Consider the following 18,739-nt stretch of genomic DNA (forward strand, 5'->3'; position numbering starts at 1 on the left):
AGCTCACGTAAATCGATCTGCTCAATAATCTCATCCACTATACGAACGGGATGGTCCTGAGGTACCAACTCATCGATAGAGGGCGGGAAAAGCCAGAGTTGGTCTTGGTTGTATTCTTTGAAAATAGGTCGCATCTTGTTGATTATCAGTAATAAAGATACAAAATACCTCCTAATTATGCAACACTAAAACCTCCTAAAATGAAAAAACCGCCTCAATTTAGTATTGAGACGGCTTCCAAACCATTAAAAAAATAAAATTATGAACTTGTGTTTACTTACTTCATTGGTGCCATACTGCTCTTGTTAGGACTTGAACGATGTTGATGCTTCATCATCCCTTGACCTCTCTTCTCTTTTCTCGCCTCCATTTGCGCTTTTTTCTTTAATTCCCACTTCTGATATTGTTCTGGTGTAAGAATCTTGCGAAGCTCGATAGCCATTTGGTCTTGATGATCCTTACTTGCTTCCATCATTTTCTTCCGCTGTGCCATTTGCTCTGCACGTTGCCTTTCTATCTGTGCTTTATGCTTTAGGTGAAGTCTGTTCCATTCCTCCATCTGCTTGGCCGAGAGATTCAGTTCTTTCTGCATATTTTCCATATGCTGCTGATGCATCTTCTCTTTTTTCTCCATCATCACCTTTCTATCCTGAGGGGGTGTAACCTGCTGTGCAAACCCACTTGCGCCCATGGCTAGGATTAATAAAAAAGTGCTTAATTTTTTCATATTCTGTATTTTGTGTATGTTATAATTATTTGATGAGTAATTAAATCAAAAGTTAAATGAACAACTTTTTTTAATGAGAATTCTTATCTACCTCCACGCATACCTTTGGCAGCTTGGGTGCCAGAGGCAGAAGCACTCGACTGCGGCCTTGACTGCACAGCTCTATCGTTAGAAACACTGGAACGTGATGAGTTCCTCATACCCTGCGTCGTACCAGATGCACTTGTTCTATGAGTTGAATTTGATTGTACTGCAGACCTACGTGGCTGTGAACTAACACGCTCTGTGGAGGTATTTACAGTTCCCCCTCGAAGGCCAGGACTTTTTGATGTTTGTCTGGACTGGATGGTTCGACTCGCTTGAGAATTTTCTTGCCTACTAGTTGCCGACCCAAATGACCTCTGATTTACTACTCTACTTTCCTTTACGTTGCTTGCTCCTGTGCGCACCGAGCTAGACTGTGAAGTTTTACCAAATGAAGCACTGTTAGTATTTCGCGGTTGGTTGTAACCATAACGATTTCCTACTGATCTATGGTATGCATTTCTGTCAACTCTGTACACATTCACATTTACTTGACGGTATCTTGGCAGGATGTAGTGCGAATAGTAACGGGGGCGGTAATAATCCCTCCAATAGTTCACATAATACCTAACTGGACTGTATCCGTTATAGAATCTGTTTTGATAAATAGCAAAAGCTCGAGGGCCCAATATACGTTCTAAAGCGTAAAAACGGTCGTAATACCATCGAGATGGATTTGAACTGTAGTAATTGTACCAAATCCCAAACGTAGGGAACTGATTATTGAGTTCAAAGAGCATCTCTGCTTGCCATCCGCTTAATCGCATCTCCCTCACCAATGCATTCCAATTTACACGATTAATGCTCCGTTTATAATCGTTATATTGACTTCTATAGTAGTCGTTGTGGTAGTAATCATTTGGGTAATCGTAATAATAATCGTCCGGGAAGTAATAATCATCATTTCCTTGCCAGATATCATTTCCTTGAGAATAACCTCCTGAAGGATAGTATTGGGCATAGCCAAACGATAGGACTAATAGTGCTGAGAGTAATATTATCTTTTTCATTTTAATTGTTTTTGAATTTTTCCGGAGCTCTTATTAAATCTCCTATACTTATGATTGATAAATAAAAAAGAAGTTAAAACTAAGTTCAACTTCTTTTAGAAAAATCTTCGTGTCAGTAATCCAATTAGACCTTTCTGCCCGAATCTTGTACCCAACTAGCAATTTTTGCAGTAAAATCTGTGTGTTTTGAAAGCGATTCTACATTAAGATGCATTCGGTACCTCCAATAGTGAGGAAATACCGCAGGTTCGTTTATTCGTTCCATATCTGGGTTGGGATGACGAAGTGTTTCATCTGTTGCAAGAAATTCTTGTAAAGGGAATATTGCTAACATCGCGTCATTATACAAATGTTGTAACATAATAATCTCTGCTAGTTCCGGGACTAATTCCAGCGGAGCGGAACCCCACTGTCCTAATTGTTCATTAAAATACCTTTGCGTAAGATCCCGGTCTTCATTCCACCATTGACGCAACGTCGAACTATCGTGAGAAGATGCAGTGACTACATTTAAGTAGCTTGCTTCTTTAGGGTTATACCATGGACTCTGATCCGCTGGCATTCTTTGAACTTTCAGTGCAGTTAATCCTAATTTGTCCATTACCACCGGCACACTGGTTGGAACTAATCCAAGATCCTCACCACATATAAGCATGTTGGTCGAATTCAGGATTGCGGGTAATTTTTCCATTGCACTCTTATACCAGAGCGCATCTTGGCGCCTAAAGAAGTAATCTACATACAGATCTTTAAGTACTTCTTGCTCCCAATGCGTTAAAAACTTGAAAGAATCCGTTTTTTCCAAATTAAAGCGGGGATGAAATACTGTCTGTTCACCAATCTCTTCCGCAATAAAAAGAACATTTGCCATTAGTCCAAGTAACTGTTCCTCAGGCCATATCTGTGGATTCTGCTGAAAATAATCAAACAATTTACGCTGGGAATCAAACTCTTCTTTAAAGCTGTAGGTGCCATTAAAATGGTTGTTGAGAAAATGCAACTGTACGCGTTCCCGATCAAAACCAAAATAGTCTGAGAGAATCTGATCCGTAATGAATGGCCTACAAAATCGCTCATAATTAAATGCTATATGCCTACTGTGAAGCTCAGACAAAGTAATAGGAATAGCGGGATAGAAATAACCTAAGATCCCCTGAACAGCGCTAATGGGCATTCGCCATATCCTAAAGAAGCCTAAAATATGATCAATTCTCATTGCATCAAAATACTGCTCTAATGCAGCAAACCTACTTTTCCACCATTTGTAGTCTGTTTGCTTCATTACTTCCCAATTATAGGTAGGAAATCCCCAGTTCTGTCCCAAGTCGGTAAATTGATCTGGAGGTGCACCAGCCTGAAACTCCATACCGTAAAGTTCAGGCTCTGTCCATGCTTCCACAGAATATCTATATATTCCAATAGGTAAATCCCCTTTTACAGAAATTCCCAGATCATGTAAGTATTCAATGGCAGAGGAAAGTTGTAGATGGAGTTCGTATTGTAGCCAAGAGTGAAAAAGTATTTGTGGATAGTCTTTATGTTTGGCAGAATTCATTACTCTTACCTTACCCTTGACATACTTTTTGTGTGTCTTCCATTGATTAAAATCAGGAGTCCCATACTTATCTCTTAAGGTACAAAATGCTGCATAAGGAAAGAGCCACGATTCGTTCTGCTTTTGAAACTTACGGAACTTTCTGTCCTTGGTTAACTCCTCATAATGTATAGAAAAAACTTCCTCTAAAAATCCTTTCTTTGTCCGCATCACCTTCTCATAGTCTATGAGCTCCAAGTTGTTTAAATCTTCCCGAGCAATATGATACGTTTTAAGTTGGTGTTCATTTAAAGATACCGTCATCTCGTCTAAACGCAGATACAAGGGGTGTAATGCATAGAGCGATATTGGTGCATACGGATAAGAATCCGTCCATGTCCAGTTAGCCGTTGTATCGTTTATAGGCAAGGTTTGTATTACAGATAGGTTCGCTTTCTTTGCCCAATCGCCAAGTTGCTTCAGATCACAAAACTCTCCCACTCCACAGCCTTGAGCGCTACGCAATGAAAATACAGGAACAGCGACTCCGGCTGCATGATAAAGCTCTGCACTTTTAAATCTAAAGTAATGATCGGCCTGGATTTGCAACTGATTAGTGGACTTATTTGGTAAGGACCATCGGTTTTGTCCGTATTCAAGATTTAGAACTTCACCACTGCTCTTGCTTTGCAATCCGTACTTATACTGCAGAAAGGTCGCATCCCCAATTTCTAAGGCCACCTCCCAAACTCCGTAGTCCACCTGATGCATTGGAATTGCATTCTCGTAATCCCACTGCCCCAGTGCCTTAGAATTACCAATCAGTACAATTCTCCAATCAGCATTATAAAGGGGAGCTTCTATGCGAAAGAGATGTGTATGGCGCTTGAGAACAATATTCTTCTCAGGCTTAAAACCCCGTAATACATTATGTAGAACTTTATTATTTAAATAGTTCTCTGGAAAATTCTTTAGATTCCAAACATCAAATACACGGTATTCATCGAAAGTATGATTGAATTGCAGCCCGTGCTTGGCTAGTTCCTCGTCCAAAACATTTCCACCCTCGTCCACTAGTTGGTAGCGGTATACAATTTCTTTTGAAAAGTAATCCAGATTCAAGGTCCAGTTGCCATTGTCTGTATAGGATAAAAAATAAATCCTCTCTTGCTCTCCCTCATATACAAGCATCTGTATTTTCTCACCCAGCTTGGTATGGAAATTTAAATTGAAATTAATTTTCATGTATTTTGAGCTTCTTAAGCCAACCGTCCCTTCAAGTGGCTAAATGGTTAATAATGAAGCGCAATTTAGCGAAATAAAAACAAAAAACAGAACGAAAATGAAAGCAATTAACGTGATATAAAACAGGTTAGATGCCTAAAAATCAACATATTGAAACGCAAAAAACTCCATTGAAGCAATGGAGTTCTGTGTAATATCTCTGTATCGGACTACTATTTAACTACATACTGCGTGCCTTCACGGGTATCCTTGAGTTCAATACCTTCTGCTAAAAGGCGGTCACGGATTTGATCCGATAATTCCCAATTTTTAGATTTACGAGCTTGTGTGCGAAGATCTATAAGAATTTCCATAGCTGCATCGAGTTTTCCTGACTGCATAAGTTTTGGCTTTTTGAGACCTAAAACGTCAAAAACAAAGGCTCTCATTAATTTAGCCAAATCGTGCCAATCCGCCTCTGTGACGCGTGCTTTGGACTCTCGAATTTGGGCAATATACTTTACAGCATCAAACAAAAGTGCAATAAGAATTGGAGAATTGAAATCGTCCAGCAGGGCTTGGTAACATTTACTCTTCCACTCTGATAGGTCATAACTGCTTTCCTGATTAAATGAATCTGGAGAGTGCTCAAGAAATTCCATCGCATCCATAAGTCTTTCAAATCCTTTTTCGCTCGCGATTAGCGCATCATTAGACAAATCCACCACGCTACGGTAATGGGCCTGCAGAAAGAAAAATCGCACGACACTAGGGTCAAAACCTTTTTCAAAAAATGTATTGTCTCCACTGATAAGTTCGTGCGGTAAAATGGTGTTGCCTGTAGACTTACTCATTTTCTGACCATTTAAAGTAAGCATATTAGCATGCAACCAGTAATTAACTGGCGATATACCATTACACGCTTTTCCTTGCGCAATTTCACATTCATGATGAGGAAATTTCAAATCCATACCCCCGCCGTGTATATCAAAACGCTCGCCCAGATATTTAGTACTCATCGCAGTACATTCCAGATGCCACCCTGGAAATCCTTCGCCCCATGGCGAGGGCCATTTCATTATATGCTGAGGGGAGGCTTTTTTCCAAAGGGCAAAATCTTGCGGGTTTCTTTTTTCATTCTGTCCATCGAGATCTCTTGTATTGGCAAACAATTCTTCAATATTTCGTTTGCTCAGCTCCCCATAATTTCCTCCTCGCTCGTTGTATTTATGTACATCAAAATAAACCGATCCGTTCGCTTCATAAGCCATTCCAGATTCAACCAATTTTTTAGTTAGTTCTAACTGTTCTACAATATGTCCGGTTGCGGTGGGTTCTATGTTAGGAGGGAGTAAATTAAAACTTTTCAGAACCTCATGAAAATCTACAGTATATTTTTGCACAATTTCCATTGGTTCTAGCTTCTCTAGTCTGGACTGCTTTACGAAACGGTCATTCTCCACATCGCCATCATCGGTAAGATGTCCTGCGTCAGTGATATTTCTCACATACCGCACTTGATAGCCTAGATGCATTAAAGAACGATAAATGAAATCAAAAGACATAAATGTCCGCACATTACCCATATGCACATTACTATATACTGTGGGGCCACATACATACATTCCAACTTTGCCCTCTGTTATAGGAGTAAAAGTCTCTTTTTCACCTGATAGTGAATTGTATATTTTTAATGGAGTTCTCTGGCTCATCTATTGAAATTTTGCATGACTACCAACGTAATGTAAAAACTCTTGTCGCGTAATCGGATTGGTTCTGAATATTCCACTAAGTTCTGCAGTTATAGTAGAACTGGCCGTATCTTTAATTCCACGGCAGTTCACGCAGAGATGCTTTGCGTCAATTATACAAGCAACATCTACAGTACCCAAAGCCTCCTTTAGAGCATCCACAATCTGCATGGTGAGACGTTCCTGGACTTGTGGCCGCTTTGCATAGTAATCCACTAGCCTATTGATTTTTGAAAGTCCTATTACTTCACCGTTGGAAATGTACGCTACATGCGCTTTCCCGATGATTGGCAAGAAATGATGCTCACAAAAAGAATACACAGTAATATCCTTTTCTACAAGCATCTGGCGGTATTTGTATTTGTTGGTAAAAGTAGAAATCCTGGGTTTATTTTCTGGAAGTAATCCTCCAAAAATTTCATTTACATACATTTTCGCCACACGTTTGGGGGAATCCTTTAATGAATCATCAGTCATATCCAAACCCAAGGTTTCCATGATTTGCGAAAACAACCCTTCAATCTGCTCTACCTTTTCCTCGGGACTCATCAAAAAGGCATCGTCTCGTAAAGGGGTATGGTCTTTACCGGTAAAAATATCATCATCGTACTCAATATCTTCCATCTTTATATTGGCATTTGTTGCTACAAAAATAAGTATTTAATGTCTCATTGTATATTTTTTTGCATCAGCGCTTGCAAAGCCTTCTCACAAAAGTTGCATAAACTTTAAAAAATAGTAAAAAAAGTTAATTTCACTAAGAATTTTTTATATTTGCACCATCTTAAACAATAATTAAAAACAATATTATTATGTCAGACATTGCATCAAGAGTAAAAGCTATCATCGCTGATAAGCTTGACGTTGAAGAAACAGAAGTAACTCCAGAGGCTAGCTTCACTAATGATTTAGGAGCTGATTCTTTAGATACAGTTGAACTTATCATGGAGTTCGAAAAGGAGTTTAACATTCAGATCCCAGACGATCAAGCTGAAAAGATTACTACTGTAGGACACGCTATCGCTTACATCGAAGAAGTTGTAAACAAATAAGCTTTATACAGATAATCAAAAAATAGGTATGGAATTAAAAAGAGTAGTTGTAACAGGTTTCGGCGCCATCACTCCCGTTGGCAATAATGCTAAAGAATTCTGGGAAAGTCTTGTTCAAGGCAGAAGCGGCGCTGCTCCAATTACTCTTTTTGATGCCACCAATTTTAAAACCCAGTTCGCTTGCGAGGTGAAGCACTTCGATCCCTTAGCCCATTTTGATAAAAAAGAGGCAAAAAAAATGGACCGTAATACGCAACTCGGAATAGTAGCGGCTAGAGAAGCGGTAGCACATTCAGGAATCCTGGATGGAGAACTGGACAAAAACCGGGTAGGAGTAATATGGGGATCAGGAATAGGAGGACTCGAGACTTTTGAGAAAGAAGTTTTAGGTTGGGCTAATACGGATATACCGCGATTTAACCCATTTTTTATTCCTAAAATGATCGCCGACATTACACCGGGACACATTTCCATGGAATACGGATTCCACGGACCTAACTATACCACAGTATCTGCATGTGCATCCTCCGCAAATGCAATCATCGACTCGAAGATGCTTATCCAATTAGGCAAAGCCGACGTAATTGTATGTGGCGGCTCGGAAGCGGCAGTAACAGCAAGTGGTGTAGGAGGATTTAACGCAATGATGGCATTGTCCACAAGAAATGACGACCCAACCACAGCATCCCGACCATTTGATAAAGACCGTGACGGATTTGTCTTAGGAGAAGGCGCGGGTACAATCATTCTCGAAGAATACGAACATGCAATAAAACGCGGTGCAACGATATATGCGGAGCTAAAAGGCGGAGGCATGAGTGCCGATGCTCATCACATGACAGCACCTCATCCTGAAGGACTTGGTGCGTATTTGGTGATGAAAAACTGTCTAGAAGATGCAGGCCTTTCAACCGACGATGTAGATCATATTAACATGCACGGAACTTCTACTCCACTAGGAGATATCGCAGAGTCAAATGCGATCTCCAAACTACTGGGAGAGCATGCTTTCGACATACAGATAAATTCTACAAAATCAATGACCGGCCACCTTTTGGGTGCAGCTGGAGTCGTTGAGGCCATCGCAGCAATTCACACTATTATTTACGGAATTGTTCCCCCAACTATTAATCATTTTACAGATGATGAAAAGATAGACCCACGCCTTAATTTCACATTCAATACAGCAGTTGAAAAAGATGTGAAAGTGGCTATGAGTAATACTTTTGGTTTTGGAGGACACAATGCCTGTGTACTATTTACAAAAATTTAAATTCTTCCATGGAATTACAGAAATACATTTCTAAATTCCTTATAAAAAGAAGAAAAGCTCTTTCAGAAAAGCAGTCCCACCTCACAACGGAAATTCATCGTCTAACGGGTGTTTCGCCTCGAAACATTGAGCTCTATCAAGAAGCTTTCACTTTAAAAGGATCCTCTTCGCAACGAACAAGGAATTACGAGCGTTTGGAATTTTTAGGAGACTCTATATTGGGGTCTATAGTCTCTTGCTATTTATTTGAGAACTATCCGGCAGCCAACGAAGGACAATTAACGCAGCTTAAATCAAAAATTGTTAATCGCAAGAACCTCAATAAGATAGGTGAAGATTTAAATCTAACACATTTACTGCAAAATTCATTTTCGAGTGCTCTAAGTGAAAACCTCTGCGGAAATCTTTTGGAAGCATTTATCGGAGCCTTATATCTAGACATGGGCTACGAATTATGTTCAGACATAGTTTTAAATAAACTTCTAACTACAGACACTATTCATAAGCTTGAAAATAAGATAATCAGCTACAAGGGCTTGCTACTAGAATGGTCGCAGAAGCGTAAATTACCCTTGCGGTATGAAACCTGCGAAGAAGTCCAGGTACATAAGAATACATTATTTAGGAGTAGTGTCTATATCGAAGGCCAAAGAATATCAAACGCCACGGATTCTTCTAAAAAGAAAGCCGAAGAAAAGGCTGCACAGAGGGCATTTTACGCACTTAACAAAAGAGAACATATAGTTGAAAACCAAAAAATTATTTCTTGACACCGAATCAGATGAGATTATAGAACTGGGCCTTTTGAGGTTGGTAAAAGACTTGGTGGATTATGAATTCTTCTTCGCCTTAAACAAGGTTAATGGAAATATCTTTTATCGTACCGACGACCTTGTACGTAAAGCTGAGTACTACCACTACAATCACCACTGTTTTGAAGCCTACCACCAAGAAACACGCAGTTGCTTTCAATTTATTTCAAATCGTTCCAATCTGAGTACAAAACAAAGAGAGATAACAGAACTCTTCACCATGGAGCAGCCTTCGTCCTTATTGTTGCCTGAACATCCTGAAGTGGATTATATCATTAAATCCTCTGACCCATATCCCGATTTTTCCTTAATTTTGTGGCCTGAAAACTTAGTGTTTCAAACACAACCTTTCTCTTTAAGTTCTAGTGAAGAACTTTATCATCTAATCTCATACTATGAATAAGTATTTAAAGAAAACAAAAATAATTGCAACCCTTGGTCCAGCTTCTTCAAAAAAGGACGTGATGATCGATCTGATCAAAGCGGGAGTGGACATCTTCAGAATAAATTTTTCTCATGCAGACTACGATCTAGTTCGCAAAAATGTAGATACTATTCGTGAAATCAACAAAGAGTTAGGCACTTCGGTGGGTATTCTTGGTGATTTACAGGGCCCAAAGCTTCGTGTTGGAGTGGTAAAGGAAGGTTCTTATCTCAATCCGGGCGATATTCTGACTTTTACGAATGAAAAAATTGAGGGAGATTCTCGAAGGGTGTACATGACCTATAAAGAATTCCCAAGAGATGTACAGGTTGGGGAGAGAATATTAATCGACGATGGTAAGCTCGTTCTACAGGTGACGGAAACCAATGAACTCGACACGGTAAAAGCCGTAACTATACAAGGTGGTCCATTAAGCTCGAAAAAGGGCGTAAATCTTCCTAATACGAATGTTTCGCTGCCGGCTCTGACAGAGAAAGACATTGAAGACGCAAATTTCATGCTTGACCTAGAACTTGATTGGATTGCACTTTCGTTTGTAAGACATGCGCAAGACATCAAGGACCTTAAAAAATTAATTCAGGCCCACCCTCACAATAAACAAAAAACTCCAATCATTGCCAAGATTGAAAAACCTGAAGGGGTGAAAAACATTGAGGAGATTCTCTTTGAATGTGACGGTCTTATGGTCGCCCGTGGCGACTTAGGTGTAGAGGTGCCTATGGAAGAAGTACCTGCCATACAGAAATTACTAGTAGAGAAAGCACGTGCATATTCCAAGCCCGTCATTATTGCAACACAGATGATGGAAACGATGATCACGAGCTTAACCCCTACCCGCGCGGAGGTAAATGACGTTGCAAATTCCGTATTGGACGGTGCCGATGCGGTGATGCTTTCCGGAGAAACTTCTGTGGGAAAATATCCAGTCGATGTAGTCCGCAATATGGCTAAAATCGTAAAAAACATTGAAAGCACTCACTTTTACCAAAGTAATGTGGGTCCTATTGAAAAGGAGTTTAACTGTATCGATGAGCGATTCATAACGAATAGAATATGTTTAGCGGCTGTCCGTATAGCAGGATCTACCGACGTGGAAGCTATTATAACCCTAACACATTCCGGTTATACCGCTTTCCAAATTTCAGCGCACAGACCAAACTCCAACATTATTATCTTCAGTGATAATAAGCGGGTAATTACAATGCTTAATTTACTTTGGGGAGTACGTGCGTACTATTACGATAGCAGCAAGTCTACCGATGAAACCATAATTCAAGTTAATCAAATGGTGAAAGAGCTGGGGTATGTGGAAGATGAAGATTTTGTAATTAATTTGAATGCCACCCCTGCTGAGGAAAGTGGTAAGACAAATACATTACGACTTACCAAAATATAAAGCTGCAACTGCGGGTTTAATCCTCTCTTTGTATTAAGCAAAGAGAGGATTTTTATTTTCTAAGGTCTTAGCTTCCCCATCACTGCTTTTTTAACAGTAAACTCTTCCATTGCGTATAAAGAAAGCTCTGTTCCATATCCGGAGTTCTTTCTGCCTCCAAAAGGAAAACGTACATCCGAGCGGAAAATTTGATTTATAGCCACACTTCCAACTTCCAGTTCTTGTGTAAACCATTCGATTCGCTTTGCAGAAGTAGTGAAGATTGCAGCAGCCAAGCCAAAGGGGGTGGCGTTTGCCGTCTCCAGTATACTTTGATCGTCCTCGCAAAACAAGACAAGAACAAGAGGACCAAAAATCTCCTCGTCTAATATTCGATTATCCGATGAAACCGCAAGTATCCCTGGAACGAACTCGGTATCGGAGACTCTTTCTAGTTTTTTAACGACGTGTGCACCATAACTTAGCGCCCTCTGATACTGCTGCTCAAGCTCATCGGCAAGATCCGCTCGGGCCATCCTACTTAATTTTGTTCGCGGATCTAAAGGATCTTCAGGAAGATAACGTGAATAATGGTCTATAAAATGAACCATAAATTCCCCTTCAATATTTTTGTGCACAATTATCCTTTTAGCAGCAACACAGGTCTGTCCGCAATTCTGAAGTCTGGCTAAAGCTGCATCCTCTGCCGCACGCGGAATGTCAGCATCATCAAGCACAATAAAGGCATCACTTCCTCCCAGCTCTAGTACACAACGTTTAAGATTTCGCCCTGCCACTTGCGCAATACTTTGTCCGGCCAATTCACTTCCCGTCAAGGATACGCCCTGTACCCTAGGGTCTTTTATAATCTGTTCAATTTGGTCGTGGTCTGCTATCAGATACCCGACTACACCTTCTGGAAATGAGGCATTCAGAAAGAGCTCCTGGATCGCAGCTGCACTGCCAGAGCAAATACTAGCGTGCTTAAAAAGCACCGTATTACCACTCAAAATTGTAGGAACCACAAAGCGCATAACCTGCCAAAAAGGAAAGTTCCAAGGCATAACTCCCAAAATCACCCCTAGTGGCTCTACTAAAATCGATGAGTATTCCAGTTCTGTATCTACAGGTCGAACATCCGGCAGGTAATTAATAGTGCTGTAATAGTCACAAAGCTGGGCGCATTTATCTATTTCTGCAAGAGACTGTGTGATGGGCTTCCCCATTTCCGTAGTAATCATTACCGCGTAACGTTCTCGATTGCTCCGCAGTAATTTTCCAAGGTTTTTAATGTATGTCTGCTTAATTTCTCGAGAAACGCATTTCCAATTGGAGAAAGCAATAGATGCACTCTCTAATTTTTCAATTAAGGTAGTTTCTAATTTCATTACTTTTTAAAAGTTATACGGCCCCTATGCCATGAACCATTCGTTTACCAAACTGGCAGCGAGTCTTGCAGTACGGTTATCAACGTCGAAATCGGGATTGGTTTCAGCTACGTCCATGGCCACCAATTTTGAACTGGCTAAGATATGTCTAAATAGCAACATAAAAGTGGAATCTGTAAAAATCCCATTAAACGACGGTGCACTTACGCCTGGTGCTTGACTACTATTAAAGACATCCATGCACACAGACAAGTAGAGCTTATCGGATCTCTGAACGAGCAAATCTACTTTTTGATAAATTTCAGGCAGATTGTCATAAAAAACCTCCTCAGCAAGAATATACTCCATATTGAACTGATGGGCGCTATCAAACAAAGCCAACGTATTGGAATTTCTTTGAATGCCTATATGCAAAGAATTAAGCGGTTCTATTTGAGCTATCTGATAAAACCCCGTACCTGAGGTAGACTTTCCAAGTGGTAGCGGTCTGTTATCGAAATGGGCATCGATGTTTATTATTCCTATGTTTTGATTAGGAAGTGCAGTGCGTAATCCATTAAAATGCGCCCAAAGAAGCTCGTGCCCTCCACCCAGGACCACAGATTTACATCCCTGGCGGATAGTATCAGACACTCTCCGCATTAAACTCTCCTGTGCCGTTTCCAAATCCTGATCGATACAATAGATATTTCCGGCATCATATAGTTCTAATTGAGTTTGCGTGACCGGAAAATTAGCGAGAAACGAACGGATTACGTCAGGGCCTTTTCTGGCACCTATTCTCCCTCTATTACGCCGCACTCCTTCATCTACTGCAAAACCATTAATGACAAAGGAATTGGGTTGGAAGTTATCATCATACTTAATTACTTGATGAAGCCTTCTATTGAGTATATCTTCACCATCATTGCGGCCAGTCCAAATCTTTCTAAGTTCCATAAGCCCTTGTTCCTAAAATATACACTGCGCAAGGCTTGAGTTCGCCTTGTCTATACGGAATCTCGTAGATGCTGTCCGCTTTGTAAATTTGAAAATCTGCACGCATTCCCTTCTGTAATCTTCCACGGTCTTCGAGTCCCAATGCAAATGCCGCACGAAAAGTTAGTGCAGAAAGTAGCTCGGGAGTAGTGAGTTTTTCATAGGTAGCTAAGATGCTCGCCTGAGCAAGCAAATTGCCCATCGGAGCGGATCCAGGATTCCAGTCACTGGCTATCGCAAGAATCCCGTTAGCATCAAGAATTTTTCTTGCAGGCGCAAACGGCTCACCAAGCCCCAGACTTGCACCTGGAAGAGCAACAGCCACAGTTTGCGATGATGCTAAAAAAGCCACGTCCTCGTCCGTTAGAACTTCCAAATGATCTGCACTTTTTGCTCCTAATTCGGCTGCTAGCCGAGCGCTGCCTGAAGTGAACTGATCGGCATGAACTGTTATATCAAAGCCCAATATTCGAGCCTTCTGCAAAAAAGCACGGCTTTCCTCTATACCAAAGGCAGACTTTTCAATAAAAACATCCACTCTACGCGAAAGATTTTCCTCACGCACTGCAGTCAGTATTTCTTCCAATACATAATTGAGGTATCTCTCGGAACTCTCTTCAAAGTCTTTTGGCTTCATATGAGCCGCCAAACATGTGGATATTATGTCACTGGATACTGTATTCTGTGCCGTATGGATTGCACGAAGCATTTTAATCTCATCCTTATAGTTAAGTCCGTAACCAGACTTTACTTCCACAGTGGTAACTCCCTGCCTCAAAAGTTGTTCTATCCTGCTTTTAAGCCCTTCCACTAAATCTTGGCCAGAAGCTTTACGTGTATTCTCCACAGTACTCCAGATACCTCCTCCTTCCGCTGCAATTTGCAAATAGCTTTTACCTGCGTTTCGCATTGAAAAATCTTTGGCGCGGGATCCGGCAAAGCAAATATGCGTATGGCAATCGACAAAGCTGGGAATACACACATGCCCTTCAGGAATTCTTTGCACCTCATCGGCTTTTTCCACCAGAGCATTAAAATCCCCTATCTCCTCTATGTATCCTTCACTTATAAGAATACCCTTGCCTTCCTGTAAATTTAGCTGTTCATCCGATAATGCTCCGCGAAGAGGTAAATTATCCAATGTCGCTAACTGCGAAAAGGGTCCAATTAGTTTCATAGTGCTAAATTTATTACTTTTATTAACAAGACCCAACTCTGCTTTACCTCAAAACTTTTAACAAAATAGTTTAAATTTGAACAAAAGATGCACTAATGCCAGACTTTCTGCACCCAGATAAAGACAATTTTCTAGACGAGGATTTATCTCAAGATGAACAAATGCGGCCCCAGAGCTTTGCCGAATTCGCTGGGCAGAGAAAGACACTTGATAATCTGGAAATCTTTGTAGCAGCGGCAAAGAACAGAAACCGGGCTTTAGATCATGTATTGCTCCACGGACCTCCTGGATTAGGCAAAACTACATTGGCCCACATAATTGCAAATGAATTAGGTGTAAACTGCAAATTAACGTCAGGGCCTGTCCTGGACAAACCGGGATCTTTAGCAGGGCTGTTAACTAATCTAGAGGAAAACGACGTTTTATTTATTGACGAAATACATAGGCTATCCCCTATAGTGGAAGAATACTTGTATTCTGCTATGGAGGATTACAAGATTGATATTATGCTAGATAGTGGACCAAATGCCAGATCGGTCCAAATTGGGCTCAATCCATTTACCCTCATCGGTGCCACAACACGAAGTGGAATGTTAACCAAACCCATGCTGGCACGCTTTGGAATTCAAAGCAGGTTAGAATATTACAGTACGGAACTTTTGAGAGTAATCATTGAGCGGAGTGCCAAAGTGCTAGGTGTTCCGATAACTTCGGAAGCAGCTGAAGAAATAGCACGGCGAAGCAGAGGAACACCCCGTATAGCGAACGCATTATTGAGACGAGTACGGGATTTTGCAGAAATAAAAGGCAATGGAAGTATAGAAATCAACATTACCCAATTTGCCCTTAACTCTCTGAACGTCGATGAGTTTGGATTAGATGAAATGGATAACAAAATCATGCGAGTAATGATAGAAAACTTCTCAGGCCGACCGGTGGGCATTACTGCACTTGCCACCTCATTAGGAGAAAATCCAGAGACCTTGGAGGAAGTGTATGAGCCGTTCCTAATACAGCAAGGTTTTATTATTAGAACACCCCGAGGAAGAGAAGTGACGGCGAAGGCATATACACACCTTAACCTAAAAAAACCCGGCACTATGGGCGATTTATTTTAATAAACTGGGCCCTTATTTTTTATTATTTGATTATTAAATAAATTAATTATATGAAGCTCTATCCAATCCAATGCGGCAATTTTAAACTTGATGGAGGCGCCATGTTTGGAGTCGTGCCTAAATCAATTTGGAACAGAACCAATCCAGCAGATCAAAACAACCTAATAGAAATGGGTATGCGCTCATTGCTTGTGGAAGACGGTAAAAAATTAATTTTAATTGACTGTGGCCTTGGAACAAAACAGGACGAGAAATTTTTTAGCCACTATTCCTTATACGGCAACGAATCACTAGAAAAGAACCTTGCAAAATTTGGTTTTATTAAAGACGATATTACGGATGTGTTTTTGACCCATCTTCACTTTGACCATTGCGGCGGGGCTGTAGAGCGAAATCCTAAAAACGACAGCTACCAAACCGCTTTCCGAAATGCAACGTATTGGTCCAATGAAAATCATTGGCAATGGGCGGTGAATCCCAATCCACGAGAAAAAGCAAGTTTCTTAACAGAGAATATTCTTCCTTTGAAAGAGAGTGGACAGCTAAATCACCTACCATTACCAACAATAGGTAATTACGGTTTCTATCCAGATTTAAAGATGGATGTAATTTTCGTGGACGGTCATACAGAAAAACAAATGCTTCCTGTTATAAAATACCAGGACAGAACTATTGTTTTTGCGGCTGACCTAATACCCACGGCTGGTCACGTACCGCTTGTATATGTAATGGGTTACGATACCCGGCCTTTACTTACAATGGAGGAAAAAGAAAAATTCTTAAAGCAATGTGTCGAGAATGATTACCTATTATTTCTTGAGCACGATGCGCACCATGAATTGGTAAGTCTTAAAATGACAGAGAAAGGAGTACGAGTGGACCAGACCTTAAAATTCAACGATATTTTTGGTTATTAGACTAAAAAATGCACTCACGATCGAATATTGTATATTTGAACATTAATTACAAATAAAGTATGGAAATATCAGAAGGCGGAACGAGTTCGCCCGACCCCGAGCCGAGTATAATCGGCTTAACCGGTGGAATTGGATCCGGGAAAACCGCAGTGGCAAAAATAATTGAAGAGGCCGGCTTTCCAGTCTACTATTCAGATCAGCGAGCTAAAGATCTTATTGTGCAAGACCCGGGAGTCAAGGATCAGATCATTGAATTACTTGGCCCTGAGAGCTATGATGGATTGGGGCAATATAATAGAAGTTACGTGTCCACCCTTGTCTTCAATGACCCTGCGCTACTTGAAAAGTTAAATTCAATTACTCATCCCGCGGTACGAAGAGATTTCACTCAATGGATTTCCAGACAAAATTCTAAGATCGTTTTTAAAGAATCGGCTTTACTATTTGAATTAGGACTTGATCAAGAATGTAAAAAGACCATTTTGGTTACGGCTGAAGACAACCTGCGTATAAAGCGTGTAATGGACCGGGATCAAAAAACCTACCGAGAGGTAGAAACGATTATGGATAAACAAATGCCAGAAAAAGATAAAGTCCGTAAGACCGTGTATATAATCTATAACAATGGCACCTTCGAAGAGTTAGAGACAGAAACAAACCGTGTCTTAACTAAACTGATAGAAAACCTTAGTCATTCGTCTTGATAAAAAAATAGAGCTGCTTAGTGCAGCTCTATTTTTTTTAATAAATATGTACTTAAGAACCCTAAAACTGATAGGCCAGATTCCAAGCAAAACCTACTGTAAATTTAGTGGAAGATTTGCCGAATCCCGGAACAATCATTGGCTGCATTTCTTCCTGTTTTGTGGAGTAAAGCATATACCTGGGCTGTACATTCACATCAATTAGAAATGGAGTATCAAAAAGCTTAACCCGTCCCCCGACACTCGCCTCCAGCCATGCAGAGAATTGTCTCGAAGCAGGCAAAGTAAGAAATCCTTCCGTACCAGAAGCACCCTTGACAGGTACTCTTGTATACTCTTGGGTGTACGAAGCGAATCCTAATTTGGGTCCTGCGTAAAAACCGTTTAAATCTGTTTCGGATTCTTTGACAAGCATAAAAGTACTGCCTATCTTAGCAAACATACCATTCGCACTCCCCTGATAACCGTTTCGCTCATAGACGCTTGATTCATACCCTAAATCACCTACTACATTTAACTTAGGACCTATGGATTTAGAAACAAAGAACTGAACTAGCTTCCTGTCTGAAAACAACGACAGACTCCCATTTAGCACGTCAAACCCTACGATCCAATCCGCAGCGGGCTCGACTGCTACTGCTTTTGCTAAAGTATCCTGCTGCGCTCCATTCTGAGCATACGCACAGAAAGAGAAGCTAAAAATTAAGATACAAGTGAGGATTTGTTTCATCAGAAATTTCATTGGTTAGAGCCTCAAAGGAATCTACGGTGCCTTCCCCGCTAAGATTGTAGGTAACATCGTGGTACGTTCTTTTAAATCCACATGCAGGAGAAACATATTGTGCTTTAGTTTGATAATGCACAGATAAAACAGACGGATTTTGTTCAGGATCCGTTCTAAGCTTTATCTGAGTGGAGCTACTTTGGTCCACCCGCAGGGGGAGAAGAACTGAATCTACTCGCACAGCATCTTGAACCAGGACAAACCCACTCCCATAATCTACTTCTATAATAAGACGTGATAACTGGGTTTGTTTATTTGCAGTAGCATCTTTAAAAAGTATTTTGAGCCTTGGCGTAGATTCCCCGCTTAAACAAATATCATCCTCGGATGAGCAACTCAAAAGTGCAACACATGCTACTGCAAATAATACAAACTTCTTCATAGAA

Annotated in this window: 18 protein-coding genes; 8 read left to right on the forward strand and 10 right to left on the reverse strand. The window is 40.6% G+C overall.

Annotated elements, in window-relative coordinates; all coding sequences use genetic code 11:
* Positions 1-277: 277 nt before the first annotated feature.
* The 5 genes from IC612_RS07620 to folE all read right to left on the reverse strand — a co-directional run bounded on the left by IC612_RS07620 (position 278) and on the right by folE (position 6,954).
* Complete coding sequence (locus IC612_RS07620; RefSeq protein WP_194739592.1) at positions 278-727, reverse strand: hypothetical protein; 450 nt, start codon at positions 725-727, stop codon at positions 278-280.
* A gap of 83 nt (positions 728-810) precedes the next feature.
* Positions 811-1,821 (reverse strand): hypothetical protein, encoded by a 1,011-nt coding sequence (locus tag IC612_RS07625; protein ID WP_194739593.1) that lies wholly within the window; start codon positions 1,819-1,821, stop codon positions 811-813.
* Positions 1,822-1,945: 124 nt separating this feature from the next.
* On the reverse strand, positions 1,946-4,600 hold the full coding sequence (locus tag IC612_RS07630; protein ID WP_194739594.1) for a 4-alpha-glucanotransferase: 2,655 nt from the start codon (positions 4,598-4,600) through the stop codon (positions 1,946-1,948).
* Positions 4,601-4,812: 212 nt separating this feature from the next.
* Positions 4,813-6,291: a cysteine--tRNA ligase gene (gene cysS / locus IC612_RS07635; protein ID WP_194739595.1), complete on the reverse strand. Its 1,479-nt coding sequence runs from the start codon at positions 6,289-6,291 to the stop codon at positions 4,813-4,815.
* On the reverse strand, positions 6,292-6,954 hold the full coding sequence (gene folE, locus IC612_RS07640) for a GTP cyclohydrolase I FolE (protein WP_194739596.1): 663 nt from the start codon (positions 6,952-6,954) through the stop codon (positions 6,292-6,294).
* 188 nt (positions 6,955-7,142) lie between these two features.
* On the opposite strand from folE, the gene IC612_RS07645 reads away from it, so the two are divergent.
* From IC612_RS07645 to pyk, 5 genes are read left to right on the forward strand one after another with little or no spacing between them, the layout of a single operon-like run.
* Entirely contained in the window at positions 7,143-7,382 is a 240-nt protein-coding gene (locus tag IC612_RS07645; protein WP_002976354.1) for an acyl carrier protein, read from the forward strand.
* 28 nt (positions 7,383-7,410) lie between these two features.
* Entirely contained in the window at positions 7,411-8,655 is a 1,245-nt protein-coding gene (gene fabF / locus IC612_RS07650; RefSeq protein WP_194739597.1) for a beta-ketoacyl-ACP synthase II, read from the forward strand.
* An 8-nt stretch (positions 8,656-8,663) separates the two neighbouring features.
* Entirely contained in the window at positions 8,664-9,425 is a 762-nt protein-coding gene (gene rnc / locus IC612_RS07655) for a ribonuclease III (protein ID WP_194739598.1), read from the forward strand.
* Positions 9,400-9,870, forward strand: coding sequence for an IPExxxVDY family protein (locus IC612_RS07660; protein WP_194739599.1), 471 nt, complete (start codon positions 9,400-9,402; stop codon positions 9,868-9,870). Before rnc ends, IC612_RS07660 begins: the two co-directional genes overlap by 26 nt.
* Complete coding sequence (gene pyk, locus IC612_RS07665) at positions 9,863-11,308, forward strand: pyruvate kinase (protein WP_194739600.1); 1,446 nt, start codon at positions 9,863-9,865, stop codon at positions 11,306-11,308. The genes IC612_RS07660 and pyk overlap by 8 nt, the downstream gene beginning before the upstream one ends.
* Positions 11,309-11,367: 59 nt before the next feature.
* Here pyk and IC612_RS07670 read toward each other — a convergent pair whose 3' ends face one another.
* Genes IC612_RS07670 through hutI form a run of 3 tightly spaced genes read right to left on the reverse strand, consistent with a single transcriptional unit; the run spans position 11,368 to position 14,830 of the window.
* Positions 11,368-12,675 (reverse strand): aldehyde dehydrogenase family protein, encoded by a 1,308-nt coding sequence (locus IC612_RS07670; protein WP_194739601.1) that lies wholly within the window; start codon positions 12,673-12,675, stop codon positions 11,368-11,370.
* Between the two features lie 24 nt (positions 12,676-12,699).
* Positions 12,700-13,614: a formimidoylglutamase gene (hutG, locus tag IC612_RS07675; protein ID WP_194739602.1), complete on the reverse strand. Its 915-nt coding sequence runs from the start codon at positions 13,612-13,614 to the stop codon at positions 12,700-12,702.
* Positions 13,604-14,830, reverse strand: a complete 1,227-nt coding sequence (gene hutI / locus IC612_RS07680; RefSeq protein ID WP_194739603.1) for an imidazolonepropionase — start codon at positions 14,828-14,830, stop codon at positions 13,604-13,606. The genes hutG and hutI overlap by 11 nt, the downstream gene beginning before the upstream one ends.
* Positions 14,831-14,925: 95 nt before the next feature.
* Between hutI and ruvB the strand changes: the two genes are divergently transcribed.
* The 3 genes from ruvB to coaE are packed head-to-tail and all read left to right on the forward strand — an operon-like array spanning position 14,926 to position 17,569.
* Entirely contained in the window at positions 14,926-15,948 is a 1,023-nt protein-coding gene (gene ruvB / locus IC612_RS07685) for a Holliday junction branch migration DNA helicase RuvB (RefSeq protein ID WP_194739604.1), read from the forward strand.
* A 50-nt stretch (positions 15,949-15,998) separates the two neighbouring features.
* On the forward strand, positions 15,999-16,865 hold the full coding sequence (locus IC612_RS07690; RefSeq protein WP_194739605.1) for an MBL fold metallo-hydrolase: 867 nt from the start codon (positions 15,999-16,001) through the stop codon (positions 16,863-16,865).
* A 59-nt stretch (positions 16,866-16,924) separates the two neighbouring features.
* The gene (coaE, locus tag IC612_RS07695; RefSeq protein ID WP_194739606.1) at positions 16,925-17,569 is read left to right on the forward strand and encodes a dephospho-CoA kinase; all 645 of its coding nucleotides are present in this window, start codon (positions 16,925-16,927) and stop codon (positions 17,567-17,569) included.
* Between the two features lie 61 nt (positions 17,570-17,630).
* On the opposite strand, the gene IC612_RS07700 is transcribed toward coaE, so the two are convergent.
* Both IC612_RS07700 and IC612_RS07705 read right to left on the reverse strand, forming a co-directional pair.
* A complete protein-coding gene (locus IC612_RS07700; RefSeq protein WP_194739607.1) occupies positions 17,631-18,299 on the reverse strand; it encodes a DUF6048 family protein in 669 nt (222 codons plus the stop codon).
* Positions 18,265-18,735 carry a DUF6452 family protein gene (locus IC612_RS07705; protein WP_194739608.1) on the reverse strand — a complete coding sequence of 157 codons (471 nt, stop codon included), beginning with the start codon at positions 18,733-18,735 and terminating at the stop codon, positions 18,265-18,267. Before IC612_RS07705 ends, IC612_RS07700 begins: the two co-directional genes overlap by 35 nt.
* Positions 18,736-18,739 lie beyond the last annotated feature (4 nt).

Source organism: Planobacterium oryzisoli, from assembly GCF_015354315.1.
GTDB lineage: Bacteria > Bacteroidota > Bacteroidia > Flavobacteriales > Weeksellaceae > Planobacterium_A > Planobacterium_A oryzisoli.